Source organism: Paludisphaera sp. (genome assembly GCF_037189885.1).
Classification (GTDB): domain Bacteria; phylum Planctomycetota; class Planctomycetia; order Isosphaerales; family Isosphaeraceae; genus Paludisphaera.
Window position 1 is genome coordinate 1 of the sequence record NZ_JBBCIR010000116.1, and the last position, 14,633, is coordinate 14,633.

Consider the following 14,633-nt stretch of genomic DNA (forward strand, 5'->3'; position numbering starts at 1 on the left):
TGCGGTGCGTCGTCCACGACGTCCTGCTGCTCGTCGGCGATGCGGAGAGGCGCGAACGGGACGCCGCCCGCGCCTCTCCGGGCACCGGCCCGGCCCCGGCCGCCTGAGCCTCTACGGCCTCTTTTCGACAGAGCACCACGAGGGGAGAAAGGATGCTCGTCGTCACCCACCGCGGGGCAGCGACGGGTCATCACGGGGGAGGAGGGTGGAGCGCGGCCGTGGAGCCGTCGACGAGGAAGTGGCGGGCCGTCAGCCCGCCGGGAGAGGGGACGCGCGTTCCACGCTCGTCGAGGCTTGCAAAGGTCCGACGGCCCTTGTCCCGGCGCGTTTCACGCTCGCTCGGTAACGCGTGGGGTCTTTCCCCGTCTCGATCATGCTTCCGTCGAATTGCCAAGGAGCATACGGTCTCCGGGATGATCCGCGGGGCGGTCTCCGGGATTTCAGGAATCTCGGGAAAATCGCCGAGTGAAATCCGGGCGGTTCGATCCTCAGGAAGTGGTCGCTCGGACGTCTAACAGGGAGGTGGACCGAGAATCCCTGTTCTGGACGGGCTTCGGCCCGGGGAGGCGGCCATGGGCGCGGGGCGGTTCTTGACGGCGGCGGTGGTGGTGGTGCTGGGGATGGCGGCGGAGGCCCGGGCGCAGGGATGGATCATCGACCGTCGGCCGCCGATCCCCGTCCCGACGCCGATCCCGACTCCGGTCCAGCGGCCGTTCGAGGTCCGGGCGCTGACGATCGACGCCCGGATCCGCGACCAGGCGGCCGAAGTCCAGGTTTCCCAGACGTTTTATAATCCCGGGTCGACGGAGATGGAGGCCGAGTACTTCTTCCCGGTCCCGGAGGACGCGGCGGTCGAGCACCTCGTCCTGATGGTCGACGGCAAGGAGATCGCCGGCCGGCTGATGGGGAAGGACGAGGCCAGGCGGATCTACGAGGAGATCGTCCGGAGCAAGCGCGACCCCGCGCTGCTGGAGTACATGGGCCGGGGGCTCTATCGCACCAGCGTCTTCCCCATCCCCGCCGGGGCCGAGCGGAAGGTGGTGATGCGTTACACCCAACTCTGCCGCCGCGACCGCGACGTGGTGGAGTTCACGTACCCGCTCTCGACCCAGAAGCACGCCGCCAAGCCGGTGGGAAAGCTGGAGATCCGAGCCTCGATCGCCAGCAAGGAGGCGATCAAGTCCGTCTTCTGCCCCAGCGACGAAGCCCGCGTCGACCGCGCGGGGGACCACGACGTCAAGGTGAGCCTGGATCGGTCGGACGTCACGCCGACGCGGGACTTTCGCGTCGTCTACACGCTGGCCGAGGGCTCGCTGGGGGCGTCGGTCCTCAGCCATCGGCCCGACTCCGGCGAGGACGGCTACTTCCTCGTCCTGGCCGCGCCCGAGGTGAAGGCGGCCGATTCGAAGCCGCTCCCCAAGACGGTCGTCTTCGTGATCGACCGCTCGGGGTCGATGGCCGGGAAGAAGATGGACCAGGCCCGCAACGCCTTGCGGACCGTGCTGGACGACCTCCGCGAGGACGACCTGTTCAACATCGTCGTGTACGACGACCGCGTGGAGACCTACAAGCCCGAGCTTCAGCGCTACGGCCCCGACGCCCGCGCCGAGGCGAGGCGGTACGTCGACAACATCCGCGAGGGGGGCAGCACGAACATCGCCGACGCGCTGAAGTCGGCGCTCGACATGATCCGCGACGACTCGCGCCCCAGCTACGTCCTGTTCCTGACCGACGGCCTCCCCACGGCCGGCGAGACGAACGAGTTCAAGATCGCCGAGGCCTGCAAGAAGGCCAATGATCGCGGGACGCGCGTCTTCAGCTTCGGCGTCGGCTACGACGTCAACGCGCGGCTGCTCGACCGCCTGAGCGCCGGCAACGGCGGCGCGACGGAGTACGTCAAGCCCGACGAGGACATCGAGGCCCACGTCGCCCGCTACATGGCGAAGCTGACCAGCCCGGTCCTGACCGGCGTCCGGATCGAGTTCGCGGACTCCGACGTCAACCGCGCCTACCCGCGCGACGTGCCCGACCTGTTCGACGGCGGCCAGATCGTCTGGGCCGGTCGCTACCGACGCTCGGGCACGACGAAACTCAAGGTCTCCGGGAAGGTCGGCGGCGAGTCGCGCTCGTTCGAGTTCCCCGCCGAGCTGGCCGAGGCCGATCGCGGGAACACCTACCGGTTCGTCGAGCGCATCTGGGCGGCGCGGCGGATCGGCGACCTCATCGACCAGATCGACCTCAACGGCCAGAACAAGGAACTCGTCGACGAGCTGGTGAGCCTGAGCACCAAGTACGGCATCATGACGCCGTACACGTCGTTCCTGGCCGACGAGCGCACGCCCCTGCACGCCATGACCCAGAACACCGACCGCGCCCGGGTCGCCCTGCGCGAGCTGGAGTCCGTCGGCGGGATGTCGGGCGTCGTCCAGCGGCAGGTGAAGGGCTACTACCAGAACGCCGGCCAGGCCGACGCGATGGCGTTGAACCGGGCCGTCGGCCAGCCGGGGCAGGCCGGGATGGGGGGCATGATGGGCGGCATGGCCGGGATGGGGGCGATGAGCCTGTCCGCGGCCCCCGCCGGCCCCGCGACGGGCCGGGCCGGCGGCGCTCAGGTGGCGGCGAAGGCCTCCGCCCCCGCGTCGCGAGCCCAGGCCGGCGAGCGGGACGTCGCCGAGACCGTCCGCCAGGTCGGCGCCAAGACCTTCTATTACAAGGAAGGGCGCTGGGTCGATTCGGCCGTGAAGCCCGAGGACGAGGCCGGCGCGAAGGTAATCCGCCAGTTCTCCGACGAGTACTTCGACCTCGCGCGCGCCCAGTCGGACGAGCGCAACCGCTACCTGGCGTTCAACGAGCCCGTCGTGGTGAAGCTCGACGACGCCGTCTACCGCATCGAGCCGGCCGAGGAGGCGCGGTGATCCGATCGGGGCGACCCGATCGCCATCAAGGTCCAGGAATAAACGCTCTTCCCCCCTGGAGGGGGAAGACAGACTCCGAAGGAGTCAGATGAGGGGGAGCCCGCCCGCCGAGCTTCGGGGTTCGGAGGATAGGCCCAGGCCGACGGCCCGGGGAGGCCCTTTCGAACTTCGGGGGTCGTCCCGCTCGTCCCCCCCTCATCCGGCCCGCCGGGCCACCGGCCCCCTCCAGGGGGGAAGGCCGTTATGCGGGCCGGGCCGAAATCCGCCGCGCCCCGGCGGTTAGGCGCTCCTGGCCCTGGGTTCGTCCGGCGGGGGGGCGCAGGGGATGCGGACCTCGAAGGTCGAGCCCTGGCCCGGGGGGGAGTCCCAGGTCATGGAGCCGCCGGCGCGCTCGACGATCCGGGCGACGCGGGAGAGGCCCAGGCCCAGGCCGCGGCCGGCCTGTCGGCCGCAGTAGAACGGGTCGAACAGGTGGGCGGCCTCGGCCTGGCCGACCCCCTTGCCGGAATCGGCGACGCGGATGAGCAGCTCGCCGTCGCGGACGGCGGAGCGGACCCGGATCGACCCGCCGTCCGGGCCGCCGACGGCCTGCATGGCGTTGCGGACCAGCTCGGCGACGACGTGCCGCAGGGCGTCGGGGTCGAGCCAGGCGGGGGCGTCGGGCTCCTCGAACTCGCCCGCCAGGTGGACGCCGCGGGCCTCGCACTCGTCCCGGAAATCGGCCAGGGTGGAGCGCAGGGCCTCGGCGGGGCGGCAGGCGCGGGGGCGGGGGTCGGAGGGGCGGGCGACGAACATTAGGTCGCGGAGGATGCGGTGGGTCCGCCGGGCCTGGTTGAGGATGATCCCCAGCGACTTGGCGGCCTCGGGGTCGGCGGACTGGGCGGCCAGGAGCTGGGCCCGGCCCACGATCACCGCGAGCGGGTTGTTCAGCTCGTGGCCGGCGCCGGCGGCGAACTCGGCCAGGGCGTCGAGCTTGGCGGCCTGGAGCCGCCGGCGCTCCGAACGCGACGCCGCGCGCGCGCCGTCGATCGTGGCGGCCAGCCGGAGCTCCAGCCGGCGCCGCCCGGCGACGTGCGCCGCCCACGCCTTCCAGGCGTCGACGACCCGAGTGGGGCCGAGCCGCTCGCGCAGGGCGTCGACGTCGGCGTCGAGCCAGAGCTGGACCTCGCCGACCGGCTCGCCGGCCGACTCCAGGGGGAAGGACCACGAGGCGCCCCGGCGCGGGGGCTCCGCGGGCTCGTCGGCCTCCGGATCGCCGAGGCCGCGCCAGGCGACCCGGGCGGCGTTGACCTCGGGCTCGGCGCACCACGAGCGGCCGGCGCGCAGGCTCCAGTTCTCGGGCGACTCGTCGGGCGAGGAGTCGGCCAGGGCCTCGATCAGCCGCCCCTGGCTGGCGTTGTTCCGGGCCAGGTCGATGACCCGACGCCGCAGGCGGGCGACCTCGCGGACGGCGCGCTCCTCCGACGGCGAGGAGTCCGGCGCGACGAAGGGGGAGCCGCATCGCGACTGGACCTCGGCGACGAGGATTCGCGGGCGGGGCTCCGTCGGCATCGACTCGCGGCCGCGGGGGGCGTCCATCGCCCAGGGGGTCGACTCGGCCAGGGCGACGGCCTCGCGGACCAGGGCGAGGCGCGCGGGGTCGCGGGCGGCGCCCGTCAGTTGGGCGTCGTCCTCGCCGTGCAGCCACGCGGCGTCGACCGCCAGGGGCTCCAGACCCCATCGCTCGGCCAGCCGGCGGCCCAGGTCGCGCAGCTCGCTTCCCAGTTCCGCGCGCTCCAGGCACCGGCGGGCGTCGAGGTCGGGCTCGGCGCGCCAGCGGGCGAACCAGGCGAGGTCGACGGCGGCGACCGCCCAGCGGCCCAGGCCGTGGAGCATCCCGGCGCGGATCAGCGAGGCCGGGTCCGGGTCGCCCCGCTCGCGGGCCAGCGACCGGCATGCGAGCGCCGCGGCGACCGAGTGCCGCCAGAGCGCCTGGAGGGCCTCGGCCTCCGGGCCGTCGGCGGGGGGCGCGGGCCACCAGGGGGAATCGGCGGCGATGGCGAGGGAGTCGGCCCGCCCGCGCCCGGCCGACTCCGCGGCCAGCCAGCCGGGGTCCAGGTCGGGCAGGGCGCGCGCCAGGGGGGGCGGCGACGGCTCGTCTTCGGCCGCGCCGGCGATCGCCGGCCCGTCGCCCGTCGCGGCCAGTCGCGCCGTCTGGGCGCGGACGGGCAGCCGCGCCAGCCCGTCAAGGCGGGCGGGCAGGGGATCTCCCGGCGGCTTTCGTCCCATTTGGAACCGCACGACGAATCGGGCTCCTTCCCGACCCCCACGGCCCGCCGGCTATTCCCGCCGGCGGACGCCACGCCTCAGGCGTTGGGGCTGGTCTCCATATCCAGATGTCGGCAGATCGTGGCGATTAGTCCATCGATGTCAAGCGGCTTGTGGAGGAAATCGTCGGCGCCTGACGCCTTCAGCTCCTCGATCTTGTCTTCCTCGACCATCCCGGAGATGCAGACGATCTTGATGTCCGAGATGCTGGGATCCTTGCGGATCAGCTCGCAGACCGCCTGGCCGTTGATGTCCGGCAGCATCACGTCGAGGATGATCAGGTCCGGGTGATACTCCTTCGCGAGCATCCCCGCCCCGAACCCGTTGTTCACCGCCTTGTGCTCGAACCGGCCGTCGGCCGACAGCACCTCGGCGATCAGGTCGACGACCGCCTGGTCGTCGTCGACGATCAGGATCCGCCGCCGCCCGCTCTCCAGCGCGTCGGTCGGGATCCCGTTCTCCTTCATGAAGCGATACAGCGACTCGCGGGGGATCCGCCGGAACCGCGAGCCGGGGACGCGGAATCCCTTCAACTGGCCGGAGTCGAAACAGCGTATGATGGTCTGCTGGCTGACCTTGCAGATCTTCGCCGCTTCACCCGTCGTGTAAACGGTCTTCATGGTTGGTTGAGTCCCGATAATCCTATTCGGGGCCGAGCCGAGCCCGCGACGCGCCCCCCTGGTCGCCGTCTCGCGGACCCCCTCCCGCCCCGATCGGCCTCCCTGCGACACGTCCCTGTCACGCCGTCCGAGGTCGATCCGGCCCCCCGGCGGCCGCGATCGTCGATCCTCCGAAGGAGCCCAGGCGTTAAATTCCGCGAAGACTACAAAGATTGCCGAGATTGCCGAATCGCCCAATTCTAAAAAATGGGCCGAGATTGTCAATCGTCCGGCGGTTTCCGGCGCGCGACGGTCGAGGGCGCCGCCCCGGCCCGTGAACCGCGATCGCTCGCCTCGATCCGGGCCCTCCAACCTGCAAAGATGGGGCCCGGAAGATCGGCAAGCGGCGAGGTCTCGCACAACAGACACCGGATGGGCGTTTCTGTCAATCTCGGTCGGCACTCCGACCTGGGGGCATGGGGCAGGCGTTCCCGGCCTGCTAAGGTAGGCGGGACACCGGCTTGCCGGGCGATATCAGCGAGATGGCCCATCGGCGGCGGTCGCGGGGTTGCGGCGAAGGTGGACGAGCAGGGTCGCCAGGTCCGCCGGGTTGAGGCCGCTGATCCGGCCCGCCTGGCCGAGCGACCGGGGGCGCACCCGCGTCAGCCGCTCGCGGGCCTCGGCGCGGAGCTGGGGGACGGCGGCGTAGTCGAGGTCGGCGGGGATGGCCTTGTCTTCCAGGCGGCGGAACCGCTCGATCTGCTCGACCTGGCGGCCGACGTAGCCGTCGTACTTCGCCTCGATCACCGCCTGGGCGACGACGTCGGGCGCGAAGCCGGCCGCGCCGAGGTCCGGGTCGAGCGCGACGAGGTCGTCCCAGGTCGTCTCGTGGCGTCGGAGCATCTTGTCGAAGGTCACGCCGTCGCGGCGGGTGGCCGCCAGCCGCCCGCGCAGCGCGGCCAGGCCGTCGCGACGCGCCTCGAACCGGGCCCAGCGGGCGTCGTCCACCAGGCCGGCGCGGCGGCCGATCTCCGTGAGGCGGAGGTCGGCGTTGTCGTGGCGAAGGAGCAGGCGATACTCGGCGCGGCTGGTGAACATCCGGTAGGGCTCCTCGACCCCTCGCGTCACCAGGTCGTCGATCAGGACCCCGATGTAGGCCGACGAGCGGTCGAGGATCATCGGCGGCTCCCCCCGGACGGACAGCGCCGCGTTGGCCCCGGCGACGAGACCCTGCGCGGCGGCCTCCTCGTAGCCGGTCGTGCCGTTGATCTGCCCGGCGAAGTACAGCCCGGGGATGGCCTCGGTCTCCAGCGTCGGCCCGAGCTGCTCCGGCGGGGCGAAGTCGTACTCCACGGCGTAGCCGAAGCGCATGACCTCGGCCCGTTCCAGCCCGGGGATCCGCGCGAGGAGGGCCTCCTGGGCGTCGCGAGGGAGGCTGGTGGAGATGCCGTTGCAGTAGTATTCCAGCGTCTCGCGGCCCTCGGGCTCCAGGAAGATCTGGTGGGAGTCGCGGTCGGCGAACCGGACCACCTTGTCCTCGATCGAGGGGCAGTATCGCGGCCCGGTCGATTCGATCTGGCCGGAGTACATCGGGGCGCGGTGCAGGTTGGCCCGGATGATCTCGTGGACCTCGGGCGTGGTGGCGGTGATGTGGCAGGGGATCTGCGCCTGCTCGATCCGGTCGGTGAGGAACGAGAAGGCGACGGGCTCCGGGTCGCCGGGCTGGGGATCCAGGCGGTCGAAGTCGATCGTCCGCCCGTTCAGCCGCGGGGGGGTGCCGGTCTTGAACCGTCTCAGCTCGAACCCGAGCGCCCGCAGGCTGGCCGACATCCCCACCGCCGCGCCGTCCCCGCCGCGCCCGCCGGGGGTCTTCACCTCGCCGAGGTGCATCAGCGCCTGGAGGAACGTCCCGGTCGTCAGGATCACCGCGCGTGCCTTGTAAAGCACGTCGCCCCGGCAGCGGACCCCGGCGACGCGCCCGCCGGCGACCTCGACGCCCTCGACCATCTCCTGGCGCGGGGTGAGGTTCGGCTGGCGCTCGACGGTGAGCTTGGCGAGGGCCTGATACGCCCGCTTGTCGCACTGGGCGCGGGGGCTGTGCATGGCCGGCCCCTTGCCCCGGTTGAGGAGCCGGAACTGGATGGCCGTGGCGTCGGTCAGCAGGCCCATCGCGCCGCCGAGGGCGTCGACCTCGCGGACGATCTGCCCCTTGGCGACGCCGCCGATGGCCGGGTTGCAGCTCATCTGGCCGATGGTGTCGACGTTCATCGTCAACAGCGCCACGCGCAAGCCCATCCGCGCCGGCGCCAGGGCCGCCTCGATCCCGGCGTGACCGGCCCCGACCACCACCACGTCGAACTGATACGGATCAAACCTGGCGGGCATGCGGCGCGGCTCTCGGGTGCGGGGGCGATTGGTCGGATCGGGACGATTTCATTTTACCCGAGGCGCGGCGCCGGCCTCCAGCCCGGTCGCCGGCCGCGGCTTGCACCGGCTGGCGACGCGAGGCTACCCTTATGGGCGTGGAGCATCGCCGAGACCCGGGGATTAACGAGCGAGGGAGAGTCATGGCCGATACGCGCAAGGGCGAGGTGACGTTCAAGGGGAACCCGGTCGAGCTGGTCGGGCCCAAGTTGCGGGTCGGCGACGCCGCGCCCGACTTCCAGGCCGTGGGCGAGGGCCTGGCGGTCCTCTCCCTGGCCGACACCGCCGGCAAGGCGCGGCTGTTCAACGTCGTCCCCTCGCTCGACACCCCGGTCTGCAACAAGCAGACGAAGAAGTTCGCCGAGATCCTCAAGGATCTGGGCGACAAGGTGGCCGCCTACACGGTGAGCACCGACCTCCCCTTCGCCCAGGTGCGTTTCTGCACCGAGGCCGGCATCGACAACGTCAAGAACCTCTCCGACGCCCACAACTACACCTTCGGCAAGCACTGGGGCGTCCTGATCCAGGGCCTCCCGGTCACGATCCTCGCCCGGTCGGTGTTCGTGGTCGACCCCTCGAACAAGATCACCTACGTCCAGATCGTCCCCGAGATCGCCGAGGAGCCCGACTACGAGCCGGCCCTCCAGGCCCTCAAGGCCGCCGCCGGCGCCTGAGACGAGCGCGATCGTCGGAGCGGCCAGGAGAGGGGGAGGAAGGGCGTAACGACCGGTGGAGTCATCGTGGGCCCGCGCCACCGGTCGCGATCCGACGCCGATCGCCCCCTCCCCCGCCGAAATCCCTTCTCCCCTCGTGGGAGAAGGTGGCCGAAGGCCGGATGGGGGGCGTCGCGTATTCCACCGGGCGTCTCGCTCGGCTTCCCTTGTCCAGGCGTTCGGGCCACCTCCACCCGCGAGGGGGAGGAGCATCTCTTCCTCGGCCGAATCAACCAAGGAGCCCGGCCGTGCCACCCGACGTCGAAGACCGCGACGATCCCGCGACCGACCCCGAGGCCCCCTATCCAACGGCCGAGCCGGAAGCCGAGCCCGCGCCGGCCGTCGATTACGTCGAGGCCGAGCGGGAGCTGGCCGACCAGCTGGAGGTAGGCGCGCCGCTCGCACCGCGGATCGAGCCGGAGCCCGAGCCCGAACCCGAGCCGCTCGCCGAGCCCGAACCCCCCTCGTTCGCGGCGATCGCGGAGGGGCTCCACGAGGCCATCGCCCGGCTGGGGGAGCAGTCGCGCGACGGCATCGCGGGGCTCCAGGCGCGGTTCGACCGCGAGGTCCGCGCCGAGGCCAACCGCGAGCGCGTCGTCGACCGGCTCCACGCCGAACTCCAGGAGTACAAGCAAGACTTGCTGATGAAGGTCCAACGGCCGATCTTCATCGACCTGATCCAGCTCCACGACGACGTCGGCAAGATGGCCGCGGCCCAGCCCCCGGAGGCCGACGGCTTCCGCGACACGCTCGCCTCCATCCAGACCGCGCTCGAGGACGTGCTCTACCGCCAGGGGGTCGAGCCGTTCCGCGTCGAGGGGGACGCCTTCGACCCGCGCCGCCAGCGCGCCGTGACGACCGTCCCCGCGCCCGACCCGGCCCTCGCCCGGACCATCGCCGCCCGCTTGCGCCCCGGCTTCCAGTCGGGCGACAAGGTGATCCGGCCGGAGATGGTCTCGGTCCACGCCGCGACGCGGGAAGGCTGACGCCCGCCGCTCAGGCGATCGCCTGGACGACCATGTTGTCGGCGATGGCGTGGCAGTCGGGGCAGAGGAACGTGACGTTCAGCGGCTCGCGATAGTCCCAGTGGTGGCGCTGGAGCCGCTGCCGGCGGCGGCACCAGGTGCAGCATCGCGGGCGATCGATGAGCCCCAGGGCCTCGGCGAGCGAGGCGGCGTAGCGCGCCGATCGGGTCCGTACCCGTCGCGGCTTGCCGGTATCCAGGCAGATGTCCATCTGACGGCCGAGACGGGCGATCAAGTCGTGCTTGCGCTCGCGACGAAGTTTCTTCATCGTTCTCAACCCGTGGTTTGGAGCCGGTTGCCACCTCTGATCGAACGCCGGGGACGGAGTCGTTTCGACGAGCGGACCGAACGCGCGGGCTGACGGGACGTCCTTGAAGGGCCCTCCTGGGGATCGGCCCGTTCTCGACGCCTCAAATATAAGGCAAGGTGGATGCCGATCGGGCATCTCCCAACCTCAATACGAAGGATGTCGGGGCGGGGTTTGCGGGTCGCTCGGGATGCAGGGGGTTTGTCGTCGGGCCTGGACGAGACGCGGGCGTTCCCGCATACTCCTGGGACTCAGATCCGACGGCCGAGGTTCACGGAGGCGGGGGGAGATGATGGATGCGGAATCGACGCCGGGCGGCGATCGCGAAGGCCCGGGCACGGATCGTCGCGAGTTCCTGGGCGCCGTGTGGGGCGGGATGGTCGCCGCCGGCGCCATCGGCGGGCCGGCCGGGGCCCCGGCGAGGGGCGAGGAAACTCCCGGCGGCGAGGACCGACGCATGATCGTGCGGAGCGAGCGACCCCTCAACCTGGAATCCCCGCCGGCCGCGCTGGACTCCTTCCTCACCCCCACCGACGAGATCTTCGTCCGGAGCCATCACGGCGCGCCGGCGGTCGGCCTGCGGCCGTGGACCGTCGAGGTCAAGGGCCTGGTCGAGCGCCCGCTGACCCTGAGCCTGGACGACCTGGCGGGGATGGAGCGGGTCGAGGTCCCGGCCGTGATCCAGTGCGCCGGCAACGGCCGCGCCATGTTCCGGCCGAGGATGCCCGGGCTGCCCTGGGGGCGCGGCGCCGTGAGCCACGCGGCCTGGGCCGGCGTGAGGCTGTCGGCCCTGCTGGAGAAGGCCGGCGTGAAGCCCGAGGCGGCGCACGTCCAGTTCGTCGGCGGCGACGTCCCCCCCAATCCCAAGGCGCCCGAGTTCCTCCGAAGCATCCCCCTGGACCGCGCCCGGGCCGAGGACGTCATCCTCGCCCTGTCGGTCAACGGCGAGCCGCTGCCGGCGCTTCACGGCGGCCCCGCTCGGATCGTCGTCCCCGGCTGGGGGGCGAACGCCTGGACGAAGTGGGTGCGCGGGATCGTCGTGGCGGCCGATGAGGCGACGTCCTTCTACATGAAGCCCGGCTACCGGATGTCGGTCAAGCCGTACCCCCCCGGCGAGGATCCGCCGGCGGAGGAGATGCTCCCGGTCACCTGGATGAACGTGAAGTCGCTCATCACCTCCCCCGCCGAGGGCGCGGCCCTCGGCCGGGGCGCGGTGGAGGTGCGCGGGGTCGCGTGGACCGGCGAGGGGCACGTCGTGAAGGTGGAGGTCGCCTCCGCGGAGGACCCGACCTGGCGCGAGGCCGAGCTGCTGGACGAGCCCCGGCAGGGGAGCTGGCGCCGCTTCAAGGTCGCCTGGACGCCCCCCGCCGCCGGCGAGTTCACCCTGATCGCCCGCGCCACCGACTCCCGGGGAGAGGTCCAGCCCGAGACGCCCCCCTGGAACAAGAGCGGCTACCTCTGGAACGGCTACGACCGCGTCCCCTGCGTCGTCTCTTGAGGACCCAGACATGAGAGCATTCCTCATCATATTGTCGCTGGCGGTCCTCGTGGCGGTCGGGCTCGCGGGCGGGCGGCTGCTCCAGCAGCAACAGCTCCGCGCGCGGATGGCCGAGGCGGAGGCCGCCCGCGCCGAGGCCGCCGCCCAGGAGAAGATCCGCCACGAGGCCGAGGACCTGGCGCGCGGCGACGACGCCCTCGACGAGGACGACCTGGACGACGAGGCGTTCATCCGAGAAGCCCTGGCGAAGCGCGCCCTGACGGCGAACTGCCAGGTCTGCCACGAGGAGAACATGTACGCCTCGCAGCGCCTGACCGCGTCGCAGTGGAAGGCCGAGGTCGACAAGATGATCTCCTGGGGCGCGGTCCTCCCCGAGTCCGATCGCGGGCCGGTCGAGGAGTTCCTGACCAGGCGCTACGGCCCCGACGCCCCGCCGTTCGAGCCGGCGCGGGTCGCCCTGGCCGACGTGGAGACCCGCGAGATCCCCGGCGACCCCCGCGAGGGGACGGCCGACGGGAACGCCTCCAACGGCGGCCAGCTCTACATCGTCCTCTGCGCGAGCTGCCACGGCGCCACCGCCGTCGGGACGGAGCTGGGCCCCGCCCTCGCCAACCGCGCCGTGCTTACCCACGCGGAGGACTACCACAAGCAGGTCCGCGACGGCCTCCGCAAGATGCCCGCCATGAGCGGCGTCCTCAACGCCGAGCAGCAGCGCGACATCCTGGCATGGCTCCGCGGCCTCCCCTACGACCAACCCGCCGCCGCGCCGGTGGACCCGAAGTCGTGAAACGGATGGGAGAGTCCAGATGATCGATCGACGCTCGTTCCTGGCGGTTGGGCTGACGGCGGCGCTGGCGGCCCGGACCCGCGCGTCGGCGGGGGCCGAGGAGGGGTTCCAGACCCGCGGCGTCGTGCTGACGCCCGAGGATTTCTCGCTCGCCGACTGGCCCGAGCGCGCCAGGCGCGCCGGGCTGACGACGATCGGGATCCATCATCAGAACTCGCCGGGCGCCGTCGTCGAGTGGGCCGCGTCCGACGCCGGCGCGCGCGTGCTGGAGGATTGCGAGCGGCTCGGGCTTGAGGTCGAGTACGAGCTGCACGCGATGAAGGAGCTGCTCCCGCGCGAGCTGTTCGCCAAGGAGCCGACCTTCTTCCGCCTCGACGCCGACGGCCGGCGCAACGCCGATTCCAACTGCTGCCCCGCCTCGACGAGGGCGCTCGACATCATCGCCGAGAACGCCGCCGCGATCGCCGGGAAGCTCCGGCCGACCACCGGCCGGTACTACTTCTGGGGCGACGACGGCCTCCCCTGGTGCGCCTGCCCGGAGTGCCGCGAGCTGAGCCCGTCGGAGCAGGCGCTGCTGGTGGAGAATCGCCTCCTCCGCGCGATCAAGGCGGTCGACCCGCGCGCGACCCTGGCCCACCTGGCGTACCACGACACCCTGCCGCCGCCGCGGAAGGTGAAGCCCGAGCCGGGCGTCTTCCTGGAGTACGCGCCGATCCACCGGAGCTACGACGTCCCGTACGAGCGCCAGACGGGCCCCGCGAGCCGCGACGGCCTCCCGATGCTCGACGCCAACCTGGAGGTCTTCCCCGCCGCGACGGCCCGCGTGCTGGAATACTGGCTGGACGTGTCGCTGTTCTCGCGCTGGAAGCGCCCCGCCGTGAAGCTCCCGTGGCGGCCCGACGTGCTGGCCGCCGACGTCGCCAGCTACGCCGCGCGCGGGATCCGCCACGTCTCCAGCTTCGCCGTCTACGTCGACGCCCACTACGCGGAACGCTACGGCGAGCCCACCTTCCTGGACGAGTACGGCGCGGCCCTGAAGCGCGGCGGGTGAGGGGGCTCGCCATCTCGCGCGCGGGCCCGTATGCTTCACCAGGGGAGGCGCGAAGCATGCCCGAATCAAAGACTAGGCTCTGTCTGATGGGCTGACTCATGCCGTCAGCAGTCGCAAGTATCGCTGCACCATGGCCCATTGCACCGTGGCCAGGTAATTGACGGCCAGCTTGTCGAAGCGTGTCGCCACCGCCCGGCACTCCTTCAACCAGCCGACGCATTGCTCCACGACCGACCGACGGCGATACATCTGCTCGTCGAACCGCACCCGCCCGTCGTCAGGACTCTGGTCCTTGCGGCGGGGTATGACCGCCTTGACGCCGTGGCGTGCCAACCACCGCCGGATGCGGGGGTAGCTGTAGCCCTTGTCGCCGGCCAGCAGGACCGGGCGGCATCGAGGACGCCCCCGGCGTCCCCTCAGCCGTACCCGCCCAAGCACCGCCTCGAATTGCGTCGACTCATGCCGCTGCCCGGGCGTGACGACCGCCGCCAGCGGGACGCCCCGGCCGTCGCTGACGAGATGGACCTTGGTGCCGTAGCCGCCTCGTGAGCGGCCCAGGGCGTGGTCCCCTGGCTCGTCGTCTACTTTTTTTTCGGGGCGGACGCCGCCCCGGCGGCGGCCCGGGCCGCCCGGATGACGGTGCCGTCGACGCACCATAGCTCCGGGTCGATGAGGCCCTCGGAGTTGAGCCGGGCCTGGAGGCGCTCGAGCATCCGGCCCAGGAGGCCGTCACGCCGCATGGCGTTGAAGCGGTGGTAGACGGTCTGCCATGGGCCATACCGCTCGGGCAGGTCCCGCCACGGCGCCCCGGCGCGGAGACGCCACAAGACGCCGTTGATCATGGTGCGGTGGTCGGACCACTGGCCACCTCGGCTGTAGGTCGGGAAGAGGTCGGCGATGAGATCCCACCGCGGGTCTGTAAGTTCGTGTCGTCTCGCCATGTATCTCCTCGCAAGTTGTTGCGAGGGCATAGCATAGCGGGCAGCCTTCCCATCAGACAGAGCCTA

12 protein-coding genes are annotated in these 14,633 nt (G+C 71.7%); 6 read left to right on the forward strand and 6 right to left on the reverse strand.

The genetic code is table 11. The features are described from left to right. Positions 1-572: 572 nt before the first annotated feature. Positions 573-2,915 carry a VIT domain-containing protein gene (locus WG209_RS24760; RefSeq protein ID WP_337177792.1) on the forward strand — a complete coding sequence of 781 codons (2,343 nt, stop codon included), beginning with the start codon at positions 573-575 and terminating at the stop codon, positions 2,913-2,915. 279 nt (positions 2,916-3,194) lie between these two features. On the opposite strand, the gene WG209_RS24765 is transcribed toward WG209_RS24760, so the two are convergent. From WG209_RS24765 to mnmG, 3 genes are all read right to left on the reverse strand, one after another. Continuing rightward, the gene (locus WG209_RS24765; RefSeq protein WP_337177793.1) at positions 3,195-5,195 is read right to left on the reverse strand and encodes an ATP-binding protein; all 2,001 of its coding nucleotides are present in this window, start codon (positions 5,193-5,195) and stop codon (positions 3,195-3,197) included. Positions 5,196-5,260: 65 nt separating this feature from the next. Next, complete coding sequence (locus tag WG209_RS24770; protein ID WP_337177794.1) at positions 5,261-5,842, reverse strand: response regulator; 582 nt, start codon at positions 5,840-5,842, stop codon at positions 5,261-5,263. 513 nt (positions 5,843-6,355) lie between these two features. Next, positions 6,356-8,206: a tRNA uridine-5-carboxymethylaminomethyl(34) synthesis enzyme MnmG gene (mnmG, locus tag WG209_RS24775; RefSeq protein ID WP_337177795.1), complete on the reverse strand. Its 1,851-nt coding sequence runs from the start codon at positions 8,204-8,206 to the stop codon at positions 6,356-6,358. 182 nt (positions 8,207-8,388) lie between these two features. Between mnmG and tpx the strand changes: the two genes are divergently transcribed. Together tpx and grpE are read left to right on the forward strand one after the other, a co-directional pair. After that, positions 8,389-8,919 (forward strand): thiol peroxidase, encoded by a 531-nt coding sequence (gene tpx / locus WG209_RS24780; RefSeq protein ID WP_337177796.1) that lies wholly within the window; start codon positions 8,389-8,391, stop codon positions 8,917-8,919. 287 nt (positions 8,920-9,206) lie between these two features. Continuing rightward, on the forward strand, positions 9,207-9,944 hold the full coding sequence (gene grpE / locus WG209_RS24785; protein WP_337177797.1) for a nucleotide exchange factor GrpE: 738 nt from the start codon (positions 9,207-9,209) through the stop codon (positions 9,942-9,944). Positions 9,945-9,954: 10 nt separating this feature from the next. On the opposite strand, the gene WG209_RS24790 is transcribed toward grpE, so the two are convergent. Then, entirely contained in the window at positions 9,955-10,251 is a 297-nt protein-coding gene (locus WG209_RS24790) for a hypothetical protein (RefSeq protein WP_337177798.1), read from the reverse strand. A gap of 328 nt (positions 10,252-10,579) precedes the next feature. On the opposite strand from WG209_RS24790, the gene WG209_RS24795 reads away from it, so the two are divergent. From WG209_RS24795 to WG209_RS24805, 3 genes are read left to right on the forward strand one after another with little or no spacing between them, the layout of a single operon-like run. Next, positions 10,580-11,788, forward strand: coding sequence for a sulfite oxidase (locus tag WG209_RS24795; RefSeq protein ID WP_337177799.1), 1,209 nt, complete (start codon positions 10,580-10,582; stop codon positions 11,786-11,788). A gap of 10 nt (positions 11,789-11,798) precedes the next feature. After that, positions 11,799-12,575: a cytochrome c gene (locus tag WG209_RS24800; protein WP_337177800.1), complete on the forward strand. Its 777-nt coding sequence runs from the start codon at positions 11,799-11,801 to the stop codon at positions 12,573-12,575. Between the two features lie 19 nt (positions 12,576-12,594). Further along, a complete protein-coding gene (locus WG209_RS24805) occupies positions 12,595-13,626 on the forward strand; it encodes a DUF4838 domain-containing protein (protein WP_337177801.1) in 1,032 nt (343 codons plus the stop codon). A 96-nt stretch (positions 13,627-13,722) separates the two neighbouring features. Here WG209_RS24805 and WG209_RS24810 read toward each other — a convergent pair whose 3' ends face one another. After that, a complete protein-coding gene (locus WG209_RS24810; protein ID WP_337177802.1) occupies positions 13,723-14,280 on the reverse strand; it encodes an IS5 family transposase in 558 nt (185 codons plus the stop codon). Beyond that, positions 14,208-14,567 carry a transposase gene (locus tag WG209_RS24815; RefSeq protein ID WP_337177803.1) on the reverse strand — a complete coding sequence of 120 codons (360 nt, stop codon included), beginning with the start codon at positions 14,565-14,567 and terminating at the stop codon, positions 14,208-14,210. The genes WG209_RS24810 and WG209_RS24815 overlap by 73 nt, the downstream gene beginning before the upstream one ends. Between the last annotated feature and the right edge of the window lie 66 nt (positions 14,568-14,633).

Coding starts and splice junctions, on each gene's coding strand:
- WG209_RS24760 (WP_337177792.1), top strand. CDS start 573: ATGGGCGCGGGGCGGTTCTTGACGGCGGCGGTGGTGGTGGTGCTGGGG.
- WG209_RS24770 (WP_337177794.1), bottom strand. CDS start 5,842: ATGAAGACCGTTTACACGACGGGTGAAGCGGCGAAGATCTGCAAGGTC.
- mnmG (WP_337177795.1), bottom strand. CDS start 8,206: ATGCCCGCCAGGTTTGATCCGTATCAGTTCGACGTGGTGGTGGTCGGG.
- tpx (WP_337177796.1), top strand. CDS start 8,389: ATGGCCGATACGCGCAAGGGCGAGGTGACGTTCAAGGGGAACCCGGTC.
- WG209_RS24790 (WP_337177798.1), bottom strand. CDS start 10,251: ATGAAGAAACTTCGTCGCGAGCGCAAGCACGACTTGATCGCCCGTCTC.
- WG209_RS24795 (WP_337177799.1), top strand. CDS start 10,580: ATGATGGATGCGGAATCGACGCCGGGCGGCGATCGCGAAGGCCCGGGC.
- WG209_RS24800 (WP_337177800.1), top strand. CDS start 11,799: ATGAGAGCATTCCTCATCATATTGTCGCTGGCGGTCCTCGTGGCGGTC.
- WG209_RS24805 (WP_337177801.1), top strand. CDS start 12,595: ATGATCGATCGACGCTCGTTCCTGGCGGTTGGGCTGACGGCGGCGCTG.
- WG209_RS24815 (WP_337177803.1), bottom strand. CDS start 14,567: ATGGCGAGACGACACGAACTTACAGACCCGCGGTGGGATCTCATCGCC.